The organism is Streptomyces sp. NPDC017095, assembly GCF_044332325.1.
GTDB lineage: Bacteria > Actinomycetota > Actinomycetes > Streptomycetales > Streptomycetaceae > Streptomyces.
Window position 1 is genome coordinate 688,915 of the sequence record NZ_JBIROU010000001.1, and the last position, 20,503, is coordinate 709,417.

Consider the following 20,503-nt stretch of genomic DNA (forward strand, 5'->3'; position numbering starts at 1 on the left):
GTCCTCGGCACCGTGGCCGTGGCGGTGGCCGCGGTGGCCGCGGTCCTCCTGGCCGGCGGCGGCTCCGAGTCCGGCGGTCCGCGCGCGCTGACCTCGGACGAGGCGAACCGGCTGGCGATCACACGGTTCCGCAACTACGAGGCGCGGGGCCGCGCGATGACGATCACCGTGCCGGGCGCGGCCGGCGGGCTGGTCGTCACCGGGTCCGTCGACTACCGGGGCAAGATCGGTTACGGCGTGGTGCACGGCAGCGGCCGCGACACCTCCAGCGACGGACTGATCGAGTGGACGGCCACCTCGGTGTTCGTCCACCCGATGGCGGACGCCCCGGCGCACGCGCCCGCGTCGCCGCCCCGCTCGGGCTGGTACGGCCGTCCGCTGCGGTCGTCCGGCAGCGCGCTGGACAGTTCGCTGGCCATCGCTCTCAAGCTGGGCAGCGACCGGCCGGACAACGCCGAGCTGCTGCCGCAGAACGGCGCCTCCTGGTGGGGCCGGGACCGGGTGGGCGGGCGCCGGGTGGACGTCATGACCGGGCCGTCCTCCCGCGACCGCTCCGGTACGGCGGACACCGTGCGCTACTGGCTCGGCCCGGACGGCACCATGTACCGGGTCCGCGTCAGCGTGCGGTCCGAGGCGCAGCCGGTGGTCATCGCGTTCGACACCCAGAGGTACGTACCGGTGCGGCCGGTACCGGGACTCACCCCGACCCGGTAGCCGCCGGGCCGGACGTCCGCACCCGCGCGCCCGCGGCGAGCAGGGACGGCGGCGGCAGCGGGACGTCCGCCGTGTCGGGCAGCGCCGGGACGGCCGGGACCGCGGTGGCGCCCGTGGTCGCGGCGTGCGGGAACTGCGGTTGCGGCGCGGGCACCGCGACCTCGGTGAACGGGATGCCACCGGGTGCCGCGGGTGTCCCCCACCGGCCGGCCGGCGAGGGCGTCCCGGCCGGGACCGGGCAGGACGCGGCTGTCGTGAGCCGGGCGGGCACCGTGGCGCGCAGGGCGTTGCCGCGCAGGCAGTTGCCCCGGCCCCGCGTGGCGGTGGGGAACGTCCAGCCCACGTCGACGCCGTTGCCGGTGAACGTGTTGTCCACGATCTGATTGCCGACCGGAGGTATGTCGGCGGTCGCCGTGATCACCAGCCCGGCGCCCGCGTTGCCGGCGACGCGGTTGCGCAGGAACCGGTTGTCGCTGCCGCCGTCGACGCCGATCCCGGTGCCCCACCCGCCGTCGGCCTGCTCCGGGGTGGCCCGCTGCTGGTTGGCGGCGATCAGGTTGCCCGCGATGACGGCGCCCCGCTGCGGGAGCAGTTTCTCCTGGTGGTCGGAGTTGGTGGTGAGTCCGACCCGGTTGCCGACGAGGCGGTTGCCGACCACGTACATGTCCCCGCCGGCGTTGGTGCCCTCGTAACCGACCGCGTTGAGTTCGGCGATGTTGTCCCGCACCACGATGCGGCAGGGCTTGCACTGTCCGACGTAGATGCCCGAGTCGGCGCCGCCCGAGGCGTACGAGTGCTCGATGACGCCGTTCTGCGCGGAGAACGCGTAGATGCCGTACAGGCCGTTGCGGGTGGCGGTCACATGCGAGACCAGGAACGACTTCAGGAAGGTGACGGGCTCGTCGCCGGTGTCGTAGCCCCCGGACTGCCCCGGCAGCCCGGCGGCCGCCTTCGCCGAGCCGGTGACCAGGACCCCGTTCTGGGTGTTGTTCCGCACGGTCAGGTTCTCCACGGCCACGCCGGGCGCGGTGACCACCACGCCGTTCGGCTGCCGCAACCGCCCGTCGACGACGACCTTGTCCCGGGACTCGCCGCGCAGGGTGACCCGGGGCGTGGAGACCTTGACCGACTCGTGGTACACGCCCGGCGCGACCAGCACCAGGTCGCCGGGGCGGGCGAGGGACACCGCGGCCGAGATCGTCGGGGCGTCGGCCGGCACATGGATCGTCACATGCGCCCCGGAGGGCCGCCGGCCGTCGGCCGGCCCGTCGTCGCCGGGCCCGCAGCCCGTCAGTACACAGGTCAGTGCGGACACTGACGCGGCCAGCACGCGAAGGCGGAGACGAGGCATGACCTCATCCTGGCATGAAGTCGCCGCGGCGCGGGGCCGGTCAACTCGCCCCGGCCGGAACGGATATGGCATTCTTCCCTCCGTGAGCCGAGCCGACGCCCATCCGTCACGCCGCGCGTTCATCGGGGCCACCGGAGCCGCCGCGGCCACCGGGCTCACCGCCGGGTGCGAAGCGCCCCCGGCCCAGTCGGACCGGCCCCCTTCCGCCGCGTCACCCGCGCCGGTGTCGCCGACCGGTCGTCATCAGGCGGGCGTCACGCTCCCGCAGCCGGCCCAGCCGAACCTCCTGGCGGTGGTGGCCGACCTCGCCGACGCCGCGGCCGCCGGACCGCTGCTGGCCGAACTCGGCGAGGCCGTCCGCACGCTCACCGCGGGAACCGATCCGCGCCTGCTGGGCCTGGCGCCGGGCGATCTCACCGTGACGATCGGGGTGGGACCACGGCTGGTGCGCGGGGTCGATCCCGCCCTGCCCGGCGCGGCGGACCTTCCCCGCTTCTCCCGCGAGCGGATCGCCCCGCAGGAGCGCGGCGGGGACCTGTTGCTACAGATCTGCGCCGGTGACCCCTTGCTGTTACCGGTCGTCGCCGCCGCGCTCCTGCGGCAGGCGGGCCACCGGCTGCGGGAACGCTGGCGGCAGTCCGGACGCCGCGGTCCGGACGTGTCCGTGGGCAAGGGCGTCTCCGCGCCGCGGAACCTGCTCGGTTTCATCGACGGCATCGTGGGCCCGCACACCACGGCCGAACGCCGACGCCATCTGTGGCTGGCCGGGCCGGCTCCGGTCGCCGGCGGCACGATCGCCGTGCTACGGCGCATGGAAGTGGACCTGTCGCGGTTCGCCGCGCTCCCCGTCGCCGGCCAGGAGGCGGTCTTCGGCCGACGGAGGGCCACCGGCGTGCCCCTCTCCGGCGGGACCGCGGCCGGGAACCCGGACCTCGGCGCCAAGACACCGGACGGCCGCTACCTCGTCCCGGCCGACGCCCACGTCCGCCGCGCCAACCCGAACGTGGTCGGCGCCGGCCTCATGCTCCGCCGTTCCTACAGCACCGACGAGCCCGCCCCCGGCCTGCTCTTCATCAGCTTCCAGAACGACCTGCGCGCCTTCACCAAGACCCTGGCCCGCATGGACGCCTCCGACGCGCTGCTGTCCTTCACGACCACCACCGCCAGCGCGACGTTCCTCATCCTCCCCGGCTTCGACGAACAACACCCGCTCGGCGCCGGGACGTTCCGCTGACAGCTCCGGTGCCCGGCGTGCCGTGGGAGCCGTCGCGTCACTGCTCGCCGAGGGCAGCCTGCCGGGCGAGGAACTCCTCGAACGCCGCCTTCTGCCTGGGGTCCATGAAGCCCTGACGGACCCCGCGGGCCTTCTCCTGGAGCCAGTGCGCCTCGTCGGGGTCGAGCAGTTCGGCGACCACCACGCCGTCCCGGGCGACCGCCGTGCGTCCTCCCGTGCGACGGCGGAAGAGCGTGAAGGGGCCGAATTCCGCCGGGTGCGCCAGTTCCGGCTTCCGCGCCACGGCTCCGTCCTCCTCCTCCGCGCCGCTCCCGGGGTAGGCGGAGGGGGCCCAGTGCTCCCAGCGCGCCAGGGTGGCCGCGGGCACCAGCACGGCCCGCTCCGCCTCCTCGCTCCCCTCCCACAGGAACGTGACGGCGACGGGCTCACCGACCGCCTCGGCCAGCCCGAGCACCCGCTCCATCTCATCGTTGACCGGGTAATCCACCGCGACTTCGATCCGTATCCCCATGGCGCCCGAGGCTACCGGCCACCTCTGACAGAGCGGACCGGAACGGCACGCGCGGGGCGGGCGGGACCGTGGTGGCTACTGTCCGACGGTGAGTGCCCACCGCACGCCGAACCAAGACAGTCACCCTTCCCCTTCCCCGGCATGTGACGATGACCGAAAGGGGACCGGCCTGCATTCCGCCGCGGATCTCCAGTACCCGGTTCCCCCGGGCATTTCGCGAGCTGCGCTTTCACCTTTCCTCCCGCCAGGGCCGGAGCCTTGGTCACACCATCTTGGCCGCCGCTGCACCCGGAGAGCGCCACCAACGCCGCCGCTCCTGCGCAGGCAGTGGCCCTCTTCACCGCTCCCGTCCTAGGACCGTGAGCGGGACAGCAGCGGGGACCAGGTGATCTTCTGAGCGGCATTTGAGGTGAGCGGTCGGCCGTCAGGTCAGTCGCGCCGTGCGCCGGCGGCGGTGGCGTCGGAGAGGAGGGCGACCGCCTCGCCGATGGTCGCCGCGCCCGGTCCGGACAGCTCGTACGTCGTGTCCGCAGCCGTGCGTCGGGAGAGCTACGCGGTGACTCTGTCCGTGGCCGCGGGGGCTCCGTCGGTGGCGGTGGTGTCGTCGTCGAAGGTCATCTCGGGTGCGGGCCGGCGGAAGCCCTTGGTCAGGACGGCCAGGTAGACGACGCCGATCGCCAGCCATACGCCGCCGATCTGGAGTGCGACGTGACCGAGCCTCGTGAGGAGGTAGAGGGAGACGCCGGCGCCGATGGCGGGCATCACCAGGTACGAGAAGAGGTGGGGGGTGCGGCCGTGTCTGCGCTCGCGGACCAGGTGGGCGATCACGCAGACGTTCACCAGGGTGAAGCCGAGGAAGGCGCCGAAGTTGATGAACGAGGTGGCCGTGGTCAGGTCGAGTTTCATGGCGATGACACCGGCGGCCGCGGTCAGCAGCAGGTTCGGGACGGGCGTGCCGGTCTTCCCCGACAGGCTGCCGAAGACGGCCCTGGGCAGTGCGCCGTCGCGTCCCATGACGTACATGAGGCGGGCGGCGGAGGCTTGCAGGGCGATACAGGAGGCGATGGATCCGGCGATGGTGACGAAGTTGATGATCTCGGCGTACGTCTCGCCGCCGACCTGGACCTTCAGGTGGTAGGCGGCCGCGTCGACGTCGGCGAACTTCGCGCCGGGGTGCACCAGTTGCATCACGAGGGACAGCACGATGAAGATCGCTCCGGCGGCGATGACGCAGCCGACGATGCCTCGGCCGATCGTCCTCGCCCCGCCCCTGGCCTCCTCACCCAGCGTGGAGACGGCGTCGAAGCCGAGGAAGGAGTACGCGGCGATGGCGGCGGCCGCCGTGACCGCGCCGATCGACGTGCCGGAGTTCCAGAGGGCGTCCGTGGCGGGGGCGGAGGAGCCGTGTTTGCCGAGGAAGACGGTACACAGGGTGGCGAAGAGGACCAGCGACCCCAGAGCGATGAACATCAGGACCTTGTTGACGCGGTCCGCCAGCTTCATGCCGAAGACGTTGACGGCTGTGGTGACGCCCACCGAGAGGATCAGCCAGGCCCACTTGGGTACCTCGGGGAACTGGGCGTTGAAGTAGATCGCCGTGATCAGCCAGCCGACCATCGGGATGAAGAAGTAGTCGAGCAGCATCGCCCAGCCGGACAGGAAACCGATGCGGCTGTCGAGCATCCTGCGGGCGTAGGTGTAGACCGACCCCGCGCCGGGCACGGCGCGCGCCATCTTCGCGTAGCTCAGCCCGGTGAGCAGCATCGCGAGGGTGGCGACGGCGAACGCGGTCGGGGCCACGCCGCCGCTGGTGGCGGCGACCACACCGAAGATCGTGACAACGATGCCCGGGGAGATGTAGGCCAGGCCGAACAGGACGACGGACAGGAGGCTCAGGTCGCCCTTCAGTCTCATGCTGTTCCCGGTGGTCTCGCTGCTCATCGTGGTGGCTCCTCGGTGGTGTGGGCGGGGTTCCAGGTGGCGGGGTCGATGCGGCCCCCGTACAGCGGGAGCTCGAGGGCTGGGTCGCCGGGGCGGAACTGGTCCCAGATCCGGTTGAGACCGGCGGTGCCGTAGCGGCGGACGTTGCCGACCTCGTCGAGGTCGATCACGTCGGTGAGGGTGGAGTCGCCGGCATCGGTGGTTTCGGCGCGCACCGTGCCCTGTGGATCGACGAGGAGGCTGCGGCCGACCCCGGAGGGGGCGGCGGCATTGACGCTGGCGACGAAGACCTGGTTGGTGATGGCGTTGGCGCGGCTGAGGACGACTTCCTGCGCGCGGTCGCTCGTCGACGTGCGGACCACGTTGACGATCAGCTCCGCGCCCATCCAGGCGAGATGGCGGGAGATCTCCGGGAACCAGGTGTCGTAGCAGATGGACAGTCCGATACGGCCGACCCCGGCGAGGTCGACGACCTCGAACCGGTCGCCGGGTGTGGTCGTCTCGTACGGGCGCCACGGACAGATCTTGCGGTAGGTGGCGATGCGCTCACCCTGGGGTGAGTAGACCAGTGTCGTGTTGTGGACGCGGTCGCCCGCGCCTCGCTCGTAGACGCTGCCGGGCACCAGCCAGATGCCCAGGTCCCCCGCGAGCTGGGCGAAGGCCGCATCGCGTTTGCCGTCGAGCGGCTCGGCCCCCTCCTCCGGGGTGGCCGGGACGCCGGGGGCGCTCTCGCCGAGGTGCAGTTCGGGGTAGACGACGAGGGCGCCGGGTACGCGCAGTCTCACGCGCCGCTCCACGTCGGCGGCGAAGCCTGCGAGGTCGTCGGCCGGACGGCCGGGCGCCTGGGCGAGGATCAGGGGCAGGGGGCGGGCCATGCGGGAACCAGCCAATCAAGAGGATCACTGTACGAGAAGAAGTCCTCGGAGATTCGGGTGCCGATAACCGCGAATTCCGATGCGACAAGAATGCAACCAGTCAGTCATAGCTTCAAATACTTGGCGGGATTGATTACCATGCCTTTGAGGCATGAAGGTGTCATGTCTCCTCCGTCTCCCGAGGGGCCACCGCCATGGAACTCCGAGTGCTCCGCTACTTCCTGACCATCGTGGAGACCGGTTCCGTCACCAGGGCTGCCGAGGTGGTCCGTATCGCTCAGCCCTCACTGTCGCGCCAACTGCGCGGCCTTGAAGGGACCTTGGGGATGACGCTCTTCGACCGCGGCGGCAAGCAGATGGTCCTGACGGCGGCCGGCCGGCGCTTCCTTCCGCTGGCCCGCGACCTGGTCGCCCGCGCGGACGCCGCCGAGGCCGCGGTCGGTGCGCTGGCCGCCGGTTGTGCCATGCGGATCACCGTGGCGGCGCCGCCCACCACCATCACCGACGTGATCGCGCCGTTCCTGGCCACCTGGGGGCCGGAGGATCCGCTGGTCACCGTGCAGGCGGAGAGTCCGGCACGTGCGTATCAGGCCCTTGCGAGGGGCGCCGACGTCGCCATCTCCTCGGCACCTCCGAGGCGCCGTTTCGCCGGACTCCCGGTGGCCCGACTGCCGCTGTGGGCCTACGTCCGTGCCGACCACGCCTGGGCGGGCCGGGACCGCGTCACCATCAGGGAACTCTCCGCGGAGCCGCTCATCGTCCTCACCCCCGCGCACGGCACCCGACGCATCCTGGACCATGCCGTGCAGGAGGCGGACGCCTCGTACGACATCGTGCTCGAATGCGACACCCCGCACGTCGCACAGGCCATGGCGGCTTCGGGCCATGGTGTCGCGGTGGTCTCCGACGATCCCCGCTTCGACCTGCACCCGCTGCTGATCCTCGACAGCGCGGGCGAACCGCTGCAGATCCACCTGCACGCGGCGTGGGACGCCGGCCACTATGCGCTGCACAGCATCGAGGCATTCGCTACCGGCTTGTCTGCCTTCTGTGTCGAGCGGTACGGGCCACAGGTCGCCGCCCGCCGGTGAACCGCGGCCACGGTGTGGGACCAGGTGGCCGGCGGACGCGCGGTGCCGGAGGAGTCCGGCACCGCGGCGGTCAGCGTGGCTCAGGCGACGGCCTTCGTCCGTTGTCGGACACGGCGTCGTCGTCCGCTGTGCCGGTCTCGAGGCCGCCGCTGCCGAGCAGTCGGCCGGCCGTTCAGGTTCCGCCGTCTCCGCCGGTGGCGGGCAGCTTGTACGCCTGCGCGGCCGCCGCCGACCAGCCGAACTCGTCGTTGTCGCTGAAGTAGTAGTACGTGGCGCCGTTGGGCAGCATCGCCACGGTGATGCCGCCGAAGCCGGACATGAACGGCACGTACACCGGGCTGGTGAACACCGGGTCGTCCGCCGAGGTGAACCGCCGGGCCCACAAGCCGTCCTGGTACTGGTACGTCCTGCCGGTCGTGTCGGCGGTCGTGGTGATGCCGCGGTTCTCCGGGTTCTGCTGCATCGCGTCGGCGAGCATCGTCGGGTCGAGCATCTGCACGCCGTCGATCCTCCCGCCGTCGGCGTTCAGGAACCGGCTCACCTTGGCGATGTCGTCCTGCGTGTAGAACAGGCCGTACCCGCCGAACGGCTGCCCGGTGGCGCTGTTGCCGGTGCGCTCGGTGGTCAGCACGTCCGGGCTCAGGTGCAGCGGGACCAGCACCTGGTCGCGGATCCAGCGGTGGATGTCGCTGCCGGCGCCGGCCTTGGCCACCAGGTAGTTCTGCATCGCCCGGGCCAGCACGAAGGTGTCGGAGGAGTGGTAGACCCACTGCGTGCCGGGCTCGGCGGAGTGCGGGAAGGCCAGCGCGGCGGTCATCTTCGGCCGGTACGCCTCGGCGTCGAAGAACGCCGTCATGCCGCTGCCGGACTCGTCGGCCTCGAAGGCGCGGGAGGAGTAGTTGCCGGTGGCCATGTTCGCGGTGTCCTGGAACGTGACGCCGGTCCAGGCGGAGGTGTCCGCCTCGCCGACCCAGTCGCGGATCAGCTGCGACGGCACGGACGAGCCGTAGACCTGCGTCAGCCGCATCAGCACGATGCCGGCGAACACCGTCTTGGCCAGCGAGAACGACGGCAGCACCATCTGGTTGCAGTACGGGTAGGCGCCCCGGCGGGTCTGACACGCGCCGACGTAGTTGACCCCGCCGTAGGACACGCCGTACGTGCTCAGCGCCGAGGCGGTGATGCCGCTGCCGAACGCGCTGGTGTCGACGCCGGCGTCCGGGTGGTCGGTGCTCAGCGCGCTGATCGGCTTGGTCGGAACGCGGTCGGCGACCTCGGCGGCGTACGCGTTCTTCAGGCGGGTGTCACCGGTCACGGTGTGCCGGGAGTAGGCCGCGCCGACCTGGCCCCACATGTCGAACTGGAAGTACTGGCACGTCTCGTGTGTGATCTGGTAGCGGACCTGGGAGATCGTGCCGCCGTCGAAGAGGAAGGCCAGCAGGCCGTTGTGCACGCAGTTGGCGTTGCGCTCGACCAGCGCGAAGGGCAGCGAGACACGGGTGCGGCCGCCGTCGCCGTTCTCGTTCCAGGCGCGGCCGCCCTCGACGATCAGGTTCCAGTACGCGCTCCCGGTGATCTGCAGGCCGCGGACGGCGGGGATGACGTGGCTGCCGTTCTGCACGAGGTCGATGCTCACCGGCGGCAGGTGCCTGAGCGCGGCGGTGGCCGCGTAGCCGTAGGTGTCCTTGATGGTGCGGAAACCGCCCGCTCTGGCCACGCCTCTGAGCGTCAGGGTGCCCTCGAAGGCGTGCGTCGGGGCGGCGGCCGCCGCGGGCAGCGCGAAGGCGTCGTTGGTGACGGTGCCGGTGGCCACGCCGCCGGCCAGGGTGGCGGCGGTCAGCACCGACCTGGACACGGCGCCGCTGCCGGTGAGCGGATCACCGGGTACGGCGGTCGCGGCGTACGCGGGTTTTGCCGCCAGCGGTGAGAACGGCACGAGGGCCAGGGCCAGGACGAGCACGGTCAACACAGCCCAGCGGCGCCGGGCATGCAAGAAGGGCACGGTGAACTCCTCGGGAACACGAAGGGGTGATGCCCGCATTCTGGGGACGCACGGTGCTGCCGTCGAAGACCCATCGGGGTTCGACGGCATGCCTCGAAGGCATCGCCAGGGGTCGGAGGCCGGCCGGACCGGCGTCCGCGGGGCGGCCCAACTGGCGGAGGTAGCACGTACATTGGGAGGGAGACGACACAGCCGAGACGTTGCGCGACCGCCGGGCCGACGGGGCGGGCGGGCCGCGCGGTGGGAGCCTGAGTGAGCGGAATCGCGCTGCCCGGCCGGAAAGCCGGCCCGACCTGTGTACGCCCGGCAGAACCCACCGGCCCATGACGCACCGCTCGTCCCCCACCTCGGAGGAACTGGAAGCCGCACGCCGTCTGATCGCACGGCACCTGTCCCCCACTCCGGTCGACATGGGGGCGGGCACGGCCCGGGAACCGGTGCTGAAGCTGGAGAGTCTCCAGCCGACCGGATCGTTCAAGGTGCGCGGTGCCCTCGTCGCCCTGGCCGCCGCGCCACCGGAAGCACGGGTGGTCACCGCCTCCTCGGGCAACCACGCTCTCGGCGTCGCCTACGCCGCCCGGGTCCTCGGACGCAGGGCCACCGTCGTGGTCGCCGCGAACGCTTCCCCGGCCAAGGTGGAAGCGCTGCGTCGTTCGGGCGTCGACCTCGTCCAGGCCGGCAGATCCTACGACGAGGCCGAGGCCTACGCGCGTGAACTGGCGCGGGAGGGCGCCTCCTACCTCTCCGGCTACAACGATCCGCAGGTGATCGCCGGCCAGGCCACCATCGGTGGCGAACTCGACGTACAGGTCGGCGGGCCGATGACCGTGGTGTGTGGAGTGGGCGGCGGCGGCCTGGCCGCGGGCCTCGGACTGTGGGCGGCGACCCGGCCCCACGTGCGGGTCGCCGGGGTGGAGGTCGCCGTGTCCACGGCCGTGTCGACAGCGGTCACCGCGGGCCGGCGGATACCGGTCGAGGTGGGCACCACGCTCGCTGACGGTCTGGCGGGCAATATCGAGCACGGCTCGCTCACCATCGATCTGATCACCCGGCACATCGATGCCATGGTCACCGTCACCGAGGCGGAGATCCGCACCGCGCTCCGCTACCTCGCCGCCCACCGAGGTTACGTCGCTGAGGGCTCCGGTGCCGTCCCCGTCGCCGCACTGCTGGCGGGCAAGGTGCCGGCGCACGGACGCATGGTGGCGGTGGTCTCCGGCCGCAACATCGGCTTGCCGACCCTGGCCGCTGTGCTGGCCCCGCCACCGGAGGCGGCCGTCGGCGTGCGGGAGGCGCCCCGGCCGCCGTCGACGGGTCCGGGCCCTGCGTGACAGCAGCCCTGGACGCCCCTTCCGGTGCGTCTGAGCGCGGCACGTACCCGGCGGGCCCTGGGGCTCACGCCCTGATCTGCCACTGGCGGCGGTGCTCCGCGATGCCGCCCTCGGGTCCCTGGCGCAGGAGGCACAGCCAGACGCGGGCTGCCAAGGTCAGAGCCAGGACGGCTGTCCAGGGCCAGGTGACCGCTCCTGCGGTCACGAGCGCGGCTCCGGCGCTCGGGGCCACCGCGGTCAGCGTCATCAACCCCAGGTCGAGCCTGGTGTGTTCGAAACGGCGGGCGATGGAGAACTCCGACCGTTCATAGCCGACGATCGCCACGCCGAGCGCGGCGGCCAGCACCATGGTCGTCCAGGGATTGCCGCTGACCTGGGCATAGGTGACGGGAAGGGCGATCACAAGCGGCAGCACGCCCCCGTATTCGGACAGCACGTTGCCCCACTTCATCGTCCTTCCGAAGGAGTTCGCGCGGATGCGGGCCAGTTCCCCGGAGGCACTCGCGTAGACGATCAGGGAGAGCATGGTGCTGAACGTCGCACCGATGAGCAGCAGGCGGACATCGTCGGGGAAGCGGCTCGAGGTGAGCGCGAAGCCGAGGATGAAGGTGATGGCCGCCAGCAGCGATCCCGAGAAGGCGATGCCCGCGGCGGCCTCGCCGGACTGAAGGGAGGCGGGGTCGTCCCGTTCGAACCGGGCGATCTCGACGGCGGGCTCGCCGGCGAGCGTGACCAGCGCGGTCACGGCCTGGTCGGGGGCCGCGAGGGATTCCGCCAGCTGTTCCAGCTCCGCGAGCGGAACCAGATGCCGGGCATCGGGGTCGACGTACTCGACCCGTATCTTGTGCTGGTACTGGATCCGCGGCTCGCTATCCGCTCCGTTTCTGAGCATCCGGGTACCGATGAACCCCGTGGACAGCAGGAAACGGGCCGCCTCCAGCTCCGTGACTTCCACGACCGCCGAGATCACCGGTCGTTCTGCGGGCTGGCGATGCGGAATCCTCTCCAGCATCTCTTCCAGCAGCAGGGACCCGATGCCCCGGCGCCGCATCCCGGCACGCACCACCACCGCGAACAACCGCACGTGCCCGGGCGAGGGTGTCTCGGCAGCCGCGCAGCCCACCAGGGTTGCTTCGGTCTCGGCCACCTGCACCAGCCCGTGTGCCACGGCCTGAGCCAGCGGCCCCGTCGGCACAGCGGCCGTCCGCCGGCCGTCGGCCAGCAGAGCGCACAGCCGGGGCAGATCGGCCGAGGACGCCGGCCTGGTGGAGACAACCGCCATGGCACTCCGTTCAGGGGTTCCGCTCTGCGGCCGGCCCGCATCGGCCCGGCCCAGGCCGGCCTGGCCCGTCCCGGACACATCGGTCGTCAGGACATGATGCGGGACCCGGAGCCCGCTCCACCAGAGGCACGTCACTGTCGGAGCACCGGTCCCCGACCGGTTCCCAGAAATGGTCAAGGGCCGGTTTCGGATTGCTCCGAAACCGGCCCTGACCTGCGACTCTCACGAGTCGGGACGACAGGATTTGAACCTGCGACCCCTTGACCCCCAGTCAAGTGCGCTACCAAGCTGCGCCACGTCCCGATGCGCTCACCCGCGGTGCCCCGCGAGATCGTGCGAACAGCACTTTACCCCACGCCGGGGCGTGCACCGAAGGGGGCCCGGGCGGAGGGTGCGGCGGGATGCCGGGTGAGCGGGGACAATCGGCGGTATGACGAACGCGGGCACATCGGATGCCAGAGACCGGGACATGGCCGGGCGGGCCCGGAGCGCTCGGCCGCGGGACGGGCTGGGGCGCCCGCTGCCGTACGGCGCGCAGGGCGTCCCCCGGCAGCCGGAGGGCGTCCTGCGGGCGCCGCTGGAGACGGTCGGCGAGGCGCAGACGCTGCTGGCTGCCGGGCGGCCCTTCCACGCGCACGAGGTCTTCGAGGACGCCTGGAAGTCGGGCCCGCAGGAGGAGCGCCCGCTGTGGCGCGGGCTGGCCCAGCTGGCGGTGGGGCTCACCCACGCGGCCCGGGGGAACGCCGTCGGCGGCGCGCGGCTGCTGCGGCGGGGCGCCGGCGCGGTGGAGGAGTGGGCGGCCACGCGGGGCGAGGACCGGCCGTACGGTCTCGACCTGCCCGGACTCACCCGGTGGGCCCGGGAGCTGGCCGGCCGGGTGGAGCGGGACCCGGACCCGGTCGACGCCAGGACCGCGGCGCCCCGACTGGGTCCCTGAGCGAGGGCGGGGATCGGGAGCCGCGGGAACGGGGCACGGAAGGCGTTGGCCCGGGTGCCGGGCGTAGGCGCACGATCAGGGGTTTCCCGGGGCGTCCTGGCGGGCCGCGCGAGCGGTGCTCGTCGCTCGGTGTGCGGAGGCGGTGGACGCGCTGTCAGTGGCATGCGGCAGACTCGGGGCGTGCGAAAGATTCATGTCATCGGTATCGGCGCGGGCGACCCCGACCAGCTCACCTTGCAGGCGGTCAAGGCGCTGCGGAGCACGGACGTGTTCTTCCTGCTCGACAAGGGCGAGGTGAAGAGCGACCTGACCCGGCTCCGCCGGGACATGCTGGACGCGCATCTGCCGGCCGGGTCGTACCGGGTCGTGGAGGCCCGGGACCCGGAGCGGGACCGCGCGGCGGGCGGGGCGGCGTACTCCCCGGCCGTCGGGGACTGGCGCAGCGCCCGCGCCGGGATCTACGAGGGGCTGATCGCCGGCGAGCTGGACGAGGACGGCACGGGCGCCTTCCTGGTGTGGGGGGACCCGGCGCTGTACGACAGCACGCTGGGCATCCTGGAGGAGGTGCTGGAGCGGGGCGCGGTGGAGTTCACGTACGACGTGGTGCCCGGCATCAGCAGCGTCTCCGCCCTGGTAGCCCGGCACCGCACGGGGCTGAACCGGGTCGCCCGGCCGGTGCAGATCACCACGGGCCGGCGGCTGGCCGAGGGCTTCCCGGAGGGGGTGGACGACGTGGTCGTGATGCTGGACGCGCACCAGGCGTTCCGGCGGTTCGCGGCTGAGGACATGGACATCTACTGGGGCGCCTACATAGGCACGCCGGACGAGATCCTCGTGTCCGGTCCGGTCGCCGAGGCCGCCCCGCGCATCGAACGGCTGCGGGCCGAGGCAAGGGAGCGCAAGGGCTGGATCATGGACACGTATCTGCTGCGCAGGCATCGCGCGGAGGACTGACCGCCGAGGGGCGGGGATCAATGCAGGGGCGGTCCGTCCGGCTGCTCCAGTACGCCCAGCCGCTCCAGCGCCGCCAGCGCCTCCGTTACGCCGGGTACCGCCCGTACCCCGTCCGGGAGCGCGGGCCGGCGGACGACCAGGACGGGCAGGCCGAGGTCGCGCGCGGCCGTGAGTTTCGCGGCGGTGGCCTCGCCGCCGCTGTCCTTGGTGACCAGGACGTCGATCCGGTGCGCGCGCAGGAGTTCCGTCTCGCCCGGGACCGTGAACGGGCCGCGGGCCAGGATCACCCGGGTGTCCGGCGGCAGCGGCGGCTCGGGCGGCTCCACCGACCGGACGAGGAAGCGCAGGCCGGTCAGCCCCGCGAAGGCGGCGAGGCCCAGGCGCCCGGTGGTCAGGAACACCCGGCGGCCGAGACCGGGCAGCGCCTCGGCGGCCCCGGCCAGGGACGGGACGTCGTACCAGCGGTCGCCGGGGCCCGGCCGCCAGCCGGGGCGGCGCAGGACCACCGCCGGGACACCGGTGCTCCGGGCCGCGCGGGCCGCGTGGCCGGTCATCGTCTCGGCGAACGGGTGGGTGGCGTCCACCAGGGCGTCGACCCGGTTCTCCCGCAGCCAGTCCGCCAGGCCGTCCGGTCCACCGAAGCCGCCGGTCCGCACCTCGCCGGGCAGCGCGCCGGGGCGGGTCACCCGGCCGGCGAGCGAGGTGGTGACCCGGACCCCGGGCCGGGCGGCGAGTCCGGCGGCGAGACGGCGGGCCTCGGTGGTGCCGCCGAGGATCAGCACATGCGGGGACATGGAGGTGAGCGTACGAGGTCGCGGACGGCCGTCGCTCCTCCGGGTCGGTACGGCTGGGCCAGGGGTTCCGTAAGCCACGGAGCTTCGCGGGCGGCCGTCGCCCGTCCGGGTCGGGTGCGGCCGCGCCCGGGAGTTCCGTGGGCCACCGAGCGCTCTAGTGGAGCAGCAGTTGCAGGCCGCCCACGATGGTCGCCGCGATCACGAGTTGTTCGAAGAGCCGCTGGTCGATCCGGTTCACAGCCCATTTGCCGATCAACGCACCGGGCACGACGAACACCGCGAGTGCGGCGTCAAGGATCAGGGAGTGTCCGTCGATCAGGCCCAGGCCCGCGCTGAACGGCACCTTGGAGACGTTCACGATCAGGAAGAAGAAGGCCGAGGTGCCCAGGAAGCCCAGCTTCCGGAAGCCGGCGGACAGCAGGTACAGCGACATCACCGGCCCGCCCGCGTTGGCGACCATCGTCGTGAAGCCGCCGAGCACGCCGTAGGAGCGGGCCCTCATCCGGCCCGCGCCGGTCGTCACCGCCTCCGGCGCCCGCGGGGTCTCGGCCGTCCGCCGGCGCCACACCGTCACCGCGGCCATCAGCAGCAGGATCGCGCCGATCGAGGTGCGGACGATGCCGTCGCCGGCCCACACCAGGAACAGGGTGCCGGCCACCACGCCCGCCGCCACGGCCGGGAACAGCCGCCACAGCGTGGGCCAGTGCGCGTGCCGCCGGTAGGTGAGCACGGCGAGGACGTCGCCGACGATCAGGAGCGGCAGCAGCACACCGGTGGAGGCGCGGGCTGGCAGGACCGCCGCGAAGACGGCGAGGCTGACCGTGTTGGCCCCGCTGACCGCGGTCTTGGAGAAGCCGACGAGCAGGGCCGCGAGGGCGAGTGCGGCGAACTGCCAGCCGGATATGTGCCAGAGCGTCATCGTGTTCATGCGGAGACCGATGCTATGCACATGCATCGGTGACCGTAAGCACCGTCTCGCCGGCCGGTCACGTCGGCCGCACAAGCCGACGCACACCCCAACCGGCACAGAGGCCACACCATCCGCGCAAACCGGCGCGCCTCCTCAGCCCGCGTACCGCGCCCGCAGTTCCCGCTTGAGCACCTTCATGCTCGGGCCGAGCGGCAGCGCGTCCGTGAATTCCACGCGCCGCGGGTACTTGTGCCGGCCCAGGTGCTCCTTGGACCACTCGGTGAGCGCGGCGGGGTCGGGGACGGTGCCCGGGGCCGGGACGACGACGGCGCACACCTCCTCGCCGTGCAGTTCGTCCGGCAGGCCGATGACGGCGACCTGGGCGATCGCCGGGTGCCGCATCAGGACCTCCTCGACCTCGCGCGGGTAGACGTTGTAGCCGCCGCGGATGATGATGTCCTTCTTGCGGTCGACGATGCGCAGGAAGCCGTCGTCGTCCTTGACGCCGAGGTCGCCGGTGCGGAACCAGCCGTCGACCAGGGCCTCGGCGGTGGCCTCGGGCCGGCCGAGGTAGCCGGAGAAGACGTTGTGGCCGCGGATGACGACCTCGCCCAGTTCGCCGGGCGGCAGCAGTTCGATCCGGCCCTCCGTCTCGGAGCGGGCGATCTCCGCGTCGATGCCCCACAGCGGGTGGCCGATGGTGCCGGCCCTGGTGCCGAAGATCGGCTGGTTGACGGTGGCGGACGGCGAGGTCTCCGACAGCCCGTACCCCTCGTAGATCTTCGCTCCGAACGCGGCCTCGAACCGCTCCAGCACGGCGACCGGGAGCGAGGCGCCGCCGGAGACGCACACGCGCAGCTCGGGAAGGCGTCCGGCGTCGGCGGCCGCCGCGGCGAGGGCGACGAACATGGTGGGCACGCCGTGGAAGGTGTTCACGCCCTCCCGCACCATCAGGTCGATGGCCCGGGCCGCGTCGAAGCGGGGCAGCAGCACGAGCGTGGCGCCGGCCCGCCAGGTGGAGTTGAGCGAGACCGTCTGGCCGTAGGCGTGGAAGAGCGGCAGCGCGCCGAGGGCGATGTCGTCGGGGCGGATGTCGTTGGCGTCGAAGGCGTTGACGGTCGCGTTCATCACCAGGTTGAAGTGGCTGAGGACCGCGCCCTTGGGGACTCCGGTCGTACCGCTGGTGTAGAAGATCACCGCCGGGTCGTCGGCGGCCCGGGTGACGTACGTGGGCAGCGGCTCGGCGCCGGCCGCCCGTTCGTCCAGCTCCTCGCCCAGGGTGATCACCCGGACGCCGGCCGCCTCCGCGGCGGCGCGGCCGGTCTCGGCCTGGGCCGGGTGGACGAGCAGCAGCCCGGCCCCGCTGTCCTTGAGCACGTGCTCGACCTCGCCGGCGGAGAGCAGCAGGTGCACGGGGACGACGACGCCGCCCGCCGCGGCGATCGCGTAGTAGGCGACCGGGAAGTCGGCGGTGTTCGGCGCCATCAGGGCGACCCGGTCGCCGGGCCGTACGCCGAGACCGGTGAGCGCACCGGCCCGGGCCAGCGCTCGCTGCCACACCTCGGCGAAGCTGAGCCGCAGTCCGCCCTCGACCAGGGCGGTCTTGGCGGGGCGGCGCCGGGCGTTCTCGGCGAGTATGGCGGCGACGGACAGGGTTGCCATGGAGTGCTGCTCCGTTTCCTTGCTGCGGCTCGTGCTACCGGATCCCCGTGCGGGGAGCCCCCGTTGAGGACGCGTCAGTCCCTTTCGACCAGCACCGCGGTGCCCTGTCCCACGCCCACGCACATGGTCGCCAGGCCGCGGCGCGCGCCCGTGCGGCGCATGCGGTGCAGCAGGGTGGTGAGGATGCGGGCGCCGGAGCAGCCGAGCGGGTGGCCGAGGGCGATGGCGCCGCCGGTCGGGTTGACCAGGTCCGGGTCGAGGCCCAGTTCGTCGACGCAGGCGAGGGCCTGGGCGGCGAACGCCTCGTTCAGTTCGGCCTCCTGGAGGTCGCCGGTGTCCCAGCCGGTCCGGGCCAGCACCTTGCGGGTGGCGGGGACCGGGCCGAGGCCCATCACGTCGGGGTGGACGCCGGCGGAGGCGCCCGCGGCATACCGGCCGAGGGAGGTGAGACCGAGTTCGGTCAGGGCTTCCTCGCTGACCAGCAGCAGCCCGGCGGCGCCGTCGTTCATCGGCGAGGCGTTCCCGGCCGTGACGGTGCCGCCCTCGCGGAACACCGGCTTCAGGCGGGCCAGTTTCTCCAGCGAGGTGTCCTCGCGGACGCATTCGTCCTGCTCGAAAGTGCTGCCGTCGGGGCGCTCGACGGGCAGGAGTTCGTCGTCGAAGTACCCGTTCTTCCGGGCCTCGGCGGCGAGTTGGTGGCTGCGCAGCGCGAACTCGTCCTGCCGGGAGCGGGAGATGCCGAGGCGCGCGGCGACCTCCTCGGCGGTCTCGCCCATGGCGAGCAGGCCGTGCAGCTCCTTCATGGCGGGGTTGACCAGCCGCCAGCCGAGCCGGGTGTCGTAGGTCTCCAGGCGCTGCGGCAGGGCCTCGTCGGGCCGGGGCAGGACGAAGGGGGCGCGGCTCATCGACTCGGAGCCGCCGGCGATCACGATGTCGGCCTCGCCCGCGGCGATGGCGCGGGCGGCGGCGGTGACCGCTTCGAGCCCGGAGGCGCACAGCCGGTTGACGGTGGCGCCGGGCACGGAGTCGGGCAGTCCGGCGAGCAGGGCGGCCATGCGGGCGACGTTCCGGTTGTCCTCGCCGGCCTGGTTGGCGGCGCCCCAGTAGACGTCGTCGATGCGGGCCGGGTCGAGCGCGGGCACGTCGGCCACCAGGCGGCGGATCACGGTCGCGGCCAGGTCGTCGGGGCGGACCGGGGCGAGGGCTCCGCGCAGCTTGCCGATGGGGGTGCGGCGGGCGGTCGCGAAATGGACGGGACGCACGGCTGGGACTCCTGACCTACGACGCTGTGGATCACGGACCGGTGCAGTATTAATTAGCACTGCTAGTTTTCGACTATAGACCTCCGACCGCCCCGCTGGGAAGATCCCCCAGGACCTTCCCGAGCCCCCCGGAGGAGACATGCCCCACGTCCGCGAGCACACCCTCGACGGCACCCGCGGAGCCGTCGCCGTACGCGAGTGGCCGCACCCGCGGCCGCGCTACGCGGCCCTCCTGGTGCACGGGTACGGCGAGCACGCCGGCCGGTACGACGAGCCGGCCGCCCTGCTCACCGGGCACGGGGCCGCCGTCTACGCGCCGGACCACATGGGACACGGCCGCTCGGCCGGGGAACGGGTGCTGATCGAGGACTTCGAGGACGTGGTCACGGACGTGCACGCGGCGGCGGACCTGGCCCGGACCGCGCACCCCGGCCTGCCGCTGGTCCTGGTCGGCCACTCGATGGGCGGGCTGATCGCGGCCCGCTACGCCCAGCGGTACGGCGACGAGCCGAGCGCGCTGATCCTGTCCGGACCGGTGATCGGCGCCTGGGAACTGCCGGGGCGGCTGCTGGCCCTGGACGCCGTCCCGGACACCCCGCTCAGCCCGTCCGCGCTCTCCCGGGACCCGGCCGTGGGCGCCGCGTACGCCGCCGATCCGCTGGTGTGGCACGGGCCCATGAAGCGGCCGACGCTCCAGGCGTTCGTCCGGACGCTGGACACCGTGGCCCGGGGCGGTCCGGTGGACGGCCTGCCGCTGCTGTGGCTGCACGGCGACGACGACCGGGTGGTGCCGCTGTCCGGGAGCCGGCCCGGGGTGCAGCGGCTGAGCGGCGGCCTGCTGACCGAGCGGATCTTCCCGGGCGCGCGGCACGAGGTGTTCAACGAGACGTGCAAGCAGCAGGTCCACGCCGAAGTGCTGGCCTTCCTGGACCGGGTGCTGCCCCGCTGATCAGCGGGTTCGCCTCCCTGCACGGTTTGCCCCCGGGCACGCAGGGCACCCGCCCTTCCGGACATGACCGCAGAAAACTGACGGAAATCGACGGAAAATGACGGAAGGGGACCCGCACACCATGACCGTGGTCAAGAGCACACTGCCCGAGGAAGCGCTCGGCGTCACCGGCACCGCCTTGCAGGAGACCCTGGTCGACCTGCTCGGCCTGTCGCTGGTCGGCAAGCAGGCGCACTGGAACATCGTCGGCCCGCGGTTCCGGTCGATCCACCTCCAGCTGGACGAGTTGGTCGCCACGGCCCGCGCCCACTCCGACACGGTCGCCGAGCGCTCCGCCGCGCTGGGCGTGTCGCCGGACGGCCGGCCGGAGACCATCGCCGCGACCTATGCGCTGTCCGGCACCAAGGACGGCTGGCTGCGCGACACCGAGGTGGTGGAGCTGATCGTCGAGTCCCTGGAGACCGCCATCGCCCGGCTGCGCAAGCGGATCGAGGCGACCGAGAAGGCCGACCCGGTCTCCCAGGACCTGCTGATCGCCATCACCGCCGACCTGGAGAAGCAGCGCTGGATGTTCGAGGCCGAGAACCACCCGCGCGAGGACACCGAGAGCTAGGACACCGGCGCCGCACACCGGGAACGGGGCGTCCGACCGCACCCGGAGACCGGGGACGGGACGTCCGCGGCATTCGTACGTCCACACCCG

At 72.5% G+C, this 20,503-nt stretch carries 18 protein-coding genes and 1 tRNA gene; 8 read left to right on the forward strand and 11 right to left on the reverse strand.

The window, feature by feature from the left end; all coding sequences use genetic code 11:
- The first annotated feature begins 33 nt into the window (after positions 1 to 33).
- Complete coding sequence (locus ACH4OA_RS02735; RefSeq protein WP_397948181.1) at positions 34 to 714, forward strand: hypothetical protein; 681 nt, start codon at positions 34 to 36, stop codon at positions 712 to 714.
- On the opposite strand, the gene ACH4OA_RS02740 is transcribed toward ACH4OA_RS02735, so the two are convergent.
- Positions 698 to 2,065, reverse strand: a complete 1,368-nt coding sequence (locus ACH4OA_RS02740) for a right-handed parallel beta-helix repeat-containing protein (protein WP_397935437.1) — start codon at positions 2,063 to 2,065, stop codon at positions 698 to 700. The two genes, ACH4OA_RS02735 and ACH4OA_RS02740, sit on opposite strands and share 17 nt — an antisense overlap.
- A gap of 82 nt (positions 2,066 to 2,147) precedes the next feature.
- Between ACH4OA_RS02740 and ACH4OA_RS02745 the strand changes: the two genes are divergently transcribed.
- Complete coding sequence (locus ACH4OA_RS02745) at positions 2,148 to 3,299, forward strand: Dyp-type peroxidase (RefSeq protein ID WP_397967295.1); 1,152 nt, start codon at positions 2,148 to 2,150, stop codon at positions 3,297 to 3,299.
- A 37-nt stretch (positions 3,300 to 3,336) separates the two neighbouring features.
- Here ACH4OA_RS02745 and ACH4OA_RS02750 read toward each other — a convergent pair whose 3' ends face one another.
- The 3 genes from ACH4OA_RS02750 to ACH4OA_RS02760 all read right to left on the reverse strand — a co-directional run bounded on the left by ACH4OA_RS02750 (position 3,337) and on the right by ACH4OA_RS02760 (position 6,626).
- Positions 3,337 to 3,810, reverse strand: coding sequence for a hypothetical protein (locus ACH4OA_RS02750; protein ID WP_397935441.1), 474 nt, complete (start codon positions 3,808 to 3,810; stop codon positions 3,337 to 3,339).
- 549 nt (positions 3,811 to 4,359) lie between these two features.
- The gene (locus ACH4OA_RS02755) at positions 4,360 to 5,751 is read right to left on the reverse strand and encodes an APC family permease (protein ID WP_397948091.1); all 1,392 of its coding nucleotides are present in this window, start codon (positions 5,749 to 5,751) and stop codon (positions 4,360 to 4,362) included.
- Positions 5,748 to 6,626 (reverse strand): carbon-nitrogen hydrolase family protein, encoded by an 879-nt coding sequence (locus ACH4OA_RS02760; RefSeq protein WP_397967298.1) that lies wholly within the window; start codon positions 6,624 to 6,626, stop codon positions 5,748 to 5,750. The genes ACH4OA_RS02755 and ACH4OA_RS02760 overlap by 4 nt, the downstream gene beginning before the upstream one ends.
- Before the next feature lie 194 nt (positions 6,627 to 6,820).
- On the opposite strand from ACH4OA_RS02760, the gene ACH4OA_RS02765 reads away from it, so the two are divergent.
- The gene (locus tag ACH4OA_RS02765) at positions 6,821 to 7,717 is read left to right on the forward strand and encodes a LysR family transcriptional regulator (RefSeq protein ID WP_397935447.1); all 897 of its coding nucleotides are present in this window, start codon (positions 6,821 to 6,823) and stop codon (positions 7,715 to 7,717) included.
- Positions 7,718 to 7,889: 172 nt separating this feature from the next.
- Here ACH4OA_RS02765 and ACH4OA_RS02770 read toward each other — a convergent pair whose 3' ends face one another.
- Entirely contained in the window at positions 7,890 to 9,719 is a 1,830-nt protein-coding gene (locus tag ACH4OA_RS02770; protein ID WP_397967300.1) for a hypothetical protein, read from the reverse strand.
- 323 nt (positions 9,720 to 10,042) lie between these two features.
- Here ACH4OA_RS02770 and ACH4OA_RS02775 point away from each other — a divergent pair, with 323 nt between their 5' ends.
- Entirely contained in the window at positions 10,043 to 11,050 is a 1,008-nt protein-coding gene (locus ACH4OA_RS02775; RefSeq protein WP_397935450.1) for a threonine/serine dehydratase, read from the forward strand.
- Positions 11,051 to 11,114: 64 nt separating this feature from the next.
- Here the strand turns inward: ACH4OA_RS02775 and ACH4OA_RS02780 are convergent, their stop codons facing one another.
- Together ACH4OA_RS02780 and ACH4OA_RS02785 are read right to left on the reverse strand one after the other, a co-directional pair.
- A complete protein-coding gene (locus ACH4OA_RS02780; protein ID WP_397967302.1) occupies positions 11,115 to 12,332 on the reverse strand; it encodes a GNAT family N-acetyltransferase in 1,218 nt (405 codons plus the stop codon).
- 229 nt (positions 12,333 to 12,561) lie between these two features.
- A tRNA-Pro gene (locus ACH4OA_RS02785) sits at positions 12,562 to 12,635 on the reverse strand.
- A gap of 127 nt (positions 12,636 to 12,762) precedes the next feature.
- Between ACH4OA_RS02785 and ACH4OA_RS02790 the strand changes: the two genes are divergently transcribed.
- Together ACH4OA_RS02790 and cobF are read left to right on the forward strand one after the other, a co-directional pair.
- Positions 12,763 to 13,269, forward strand: coding sequence for a DUF309 domain-containing protein (locus ACH4OA_RS02790; protein ID WP_397948100.1), 507 nt, complete (start codon positions 12,763 to 12,765; stop codon positions 13,267 to 13,269).
- A gap of 180 nt (positions 13,270 to 13,449) precedes the next feature.
- Positions 13,450 to 14,223, forward strand: a complete 774-nt coding sequence (gene cobF / locus ACH4OA_RS02795; protein WP_365871902.1) for a precorrin-6A synthase (deacetylating) — start codon at positions 13,450 to 13,452, stop codon at positions 14,221 to 14,223.
- 17 nt (positions 14,224 to 14,240) lie between these two features.
- On the opposite strand, the gene ACH4OA_RS02800 is transcribed toward cobF, so the two are convergent.
- From ACH4OA_RS02800 to ACH4OA_RS02815, 4 genes are all read right to left on the reverse strand, one after another.
- Entirely contained in the window at positions 14,241 to 15,017 is a 777-nt protein-coding gene (locus ACH4OA_RS02800) for a cobalt-precorrin-6A reductase (protein ID WP_397967304.1), read from the reverse strand.
- A gap of 154 nt (positions 15,018 to 15,171) precedes the next feature.
- Positions 15,172 to 15,945 carry a sulfite exporter TauE/SafE family protein gene (locus tag ACH4OA_RS02805; protein WP_397948102.1) on the reverse strand — a complete coding sequence of 258 codons (774 nt, stop codon included), beginning with the start codon at positions 15,943 to 15,945 and terminating at the stop codon, positions 15,172 to 15,174.
- Positions 15,946 to 16,080: 135 nt separating this feature from the next.
- The gene (locus tag ACH4OA_RS02810) at positions 16,081 to 17,589 is read right to left on the reverse strand and encodes a long-chain fatty acid--CoA ligase (RefSeq protein ID WP_397935460.1); all 1,509 of its coding nucleotides are present in this window, start codon (positions 17,587 to 17,589) and stop codon (positions 16,081 to 16,083) included.
- Positions 17,590 to 17,663: 74 nt separating this feature from the next.
- A complete protein-coding gene (locus tag ACH4OA_RS02815) occupies positions 17,664 to 18,851 on the reverse strand; it encodes a thiolase family protein (RefSeq protein ID WP_397967306.1) in 1,188 nt (395 codons plus the stop codon).
- A gap of 139 nt (positions 18,852 to 18,990) precedes the next feature.
- On the opposite strand from ACH4OA_RS02815, the gene ACH4OA_RS02820 reads away from it, so the two are divergent.
- Positions 18,991 to 19,800, forward strand: coding sequence for a lysophospholipase (locus tag ACH4OA_RS02820; RefSeq protein WP_397967307.1), 810 nt, complete (start codon positions 18,991 to 18,993; stop codon positions 19,798 to 19,800).
- Between the two features lie 121 nt (positions 19,801 to 19,921).
- On the forward strand, positions 19,922 to 20,413 hold the full coding sequence (locus tag ACH4OA_RS02825; RefSeq protein ID WP_365871914.1) for a DNA starvation/stationary phase protection protein: 492 nt from the start codon (positions 19,922 to 19,924) through the stop codon (positions 20,411 to 20,413).
- The last annotated feature ends 90 nt before the right edge of the window (positions 20,414 to 20,503 follow it).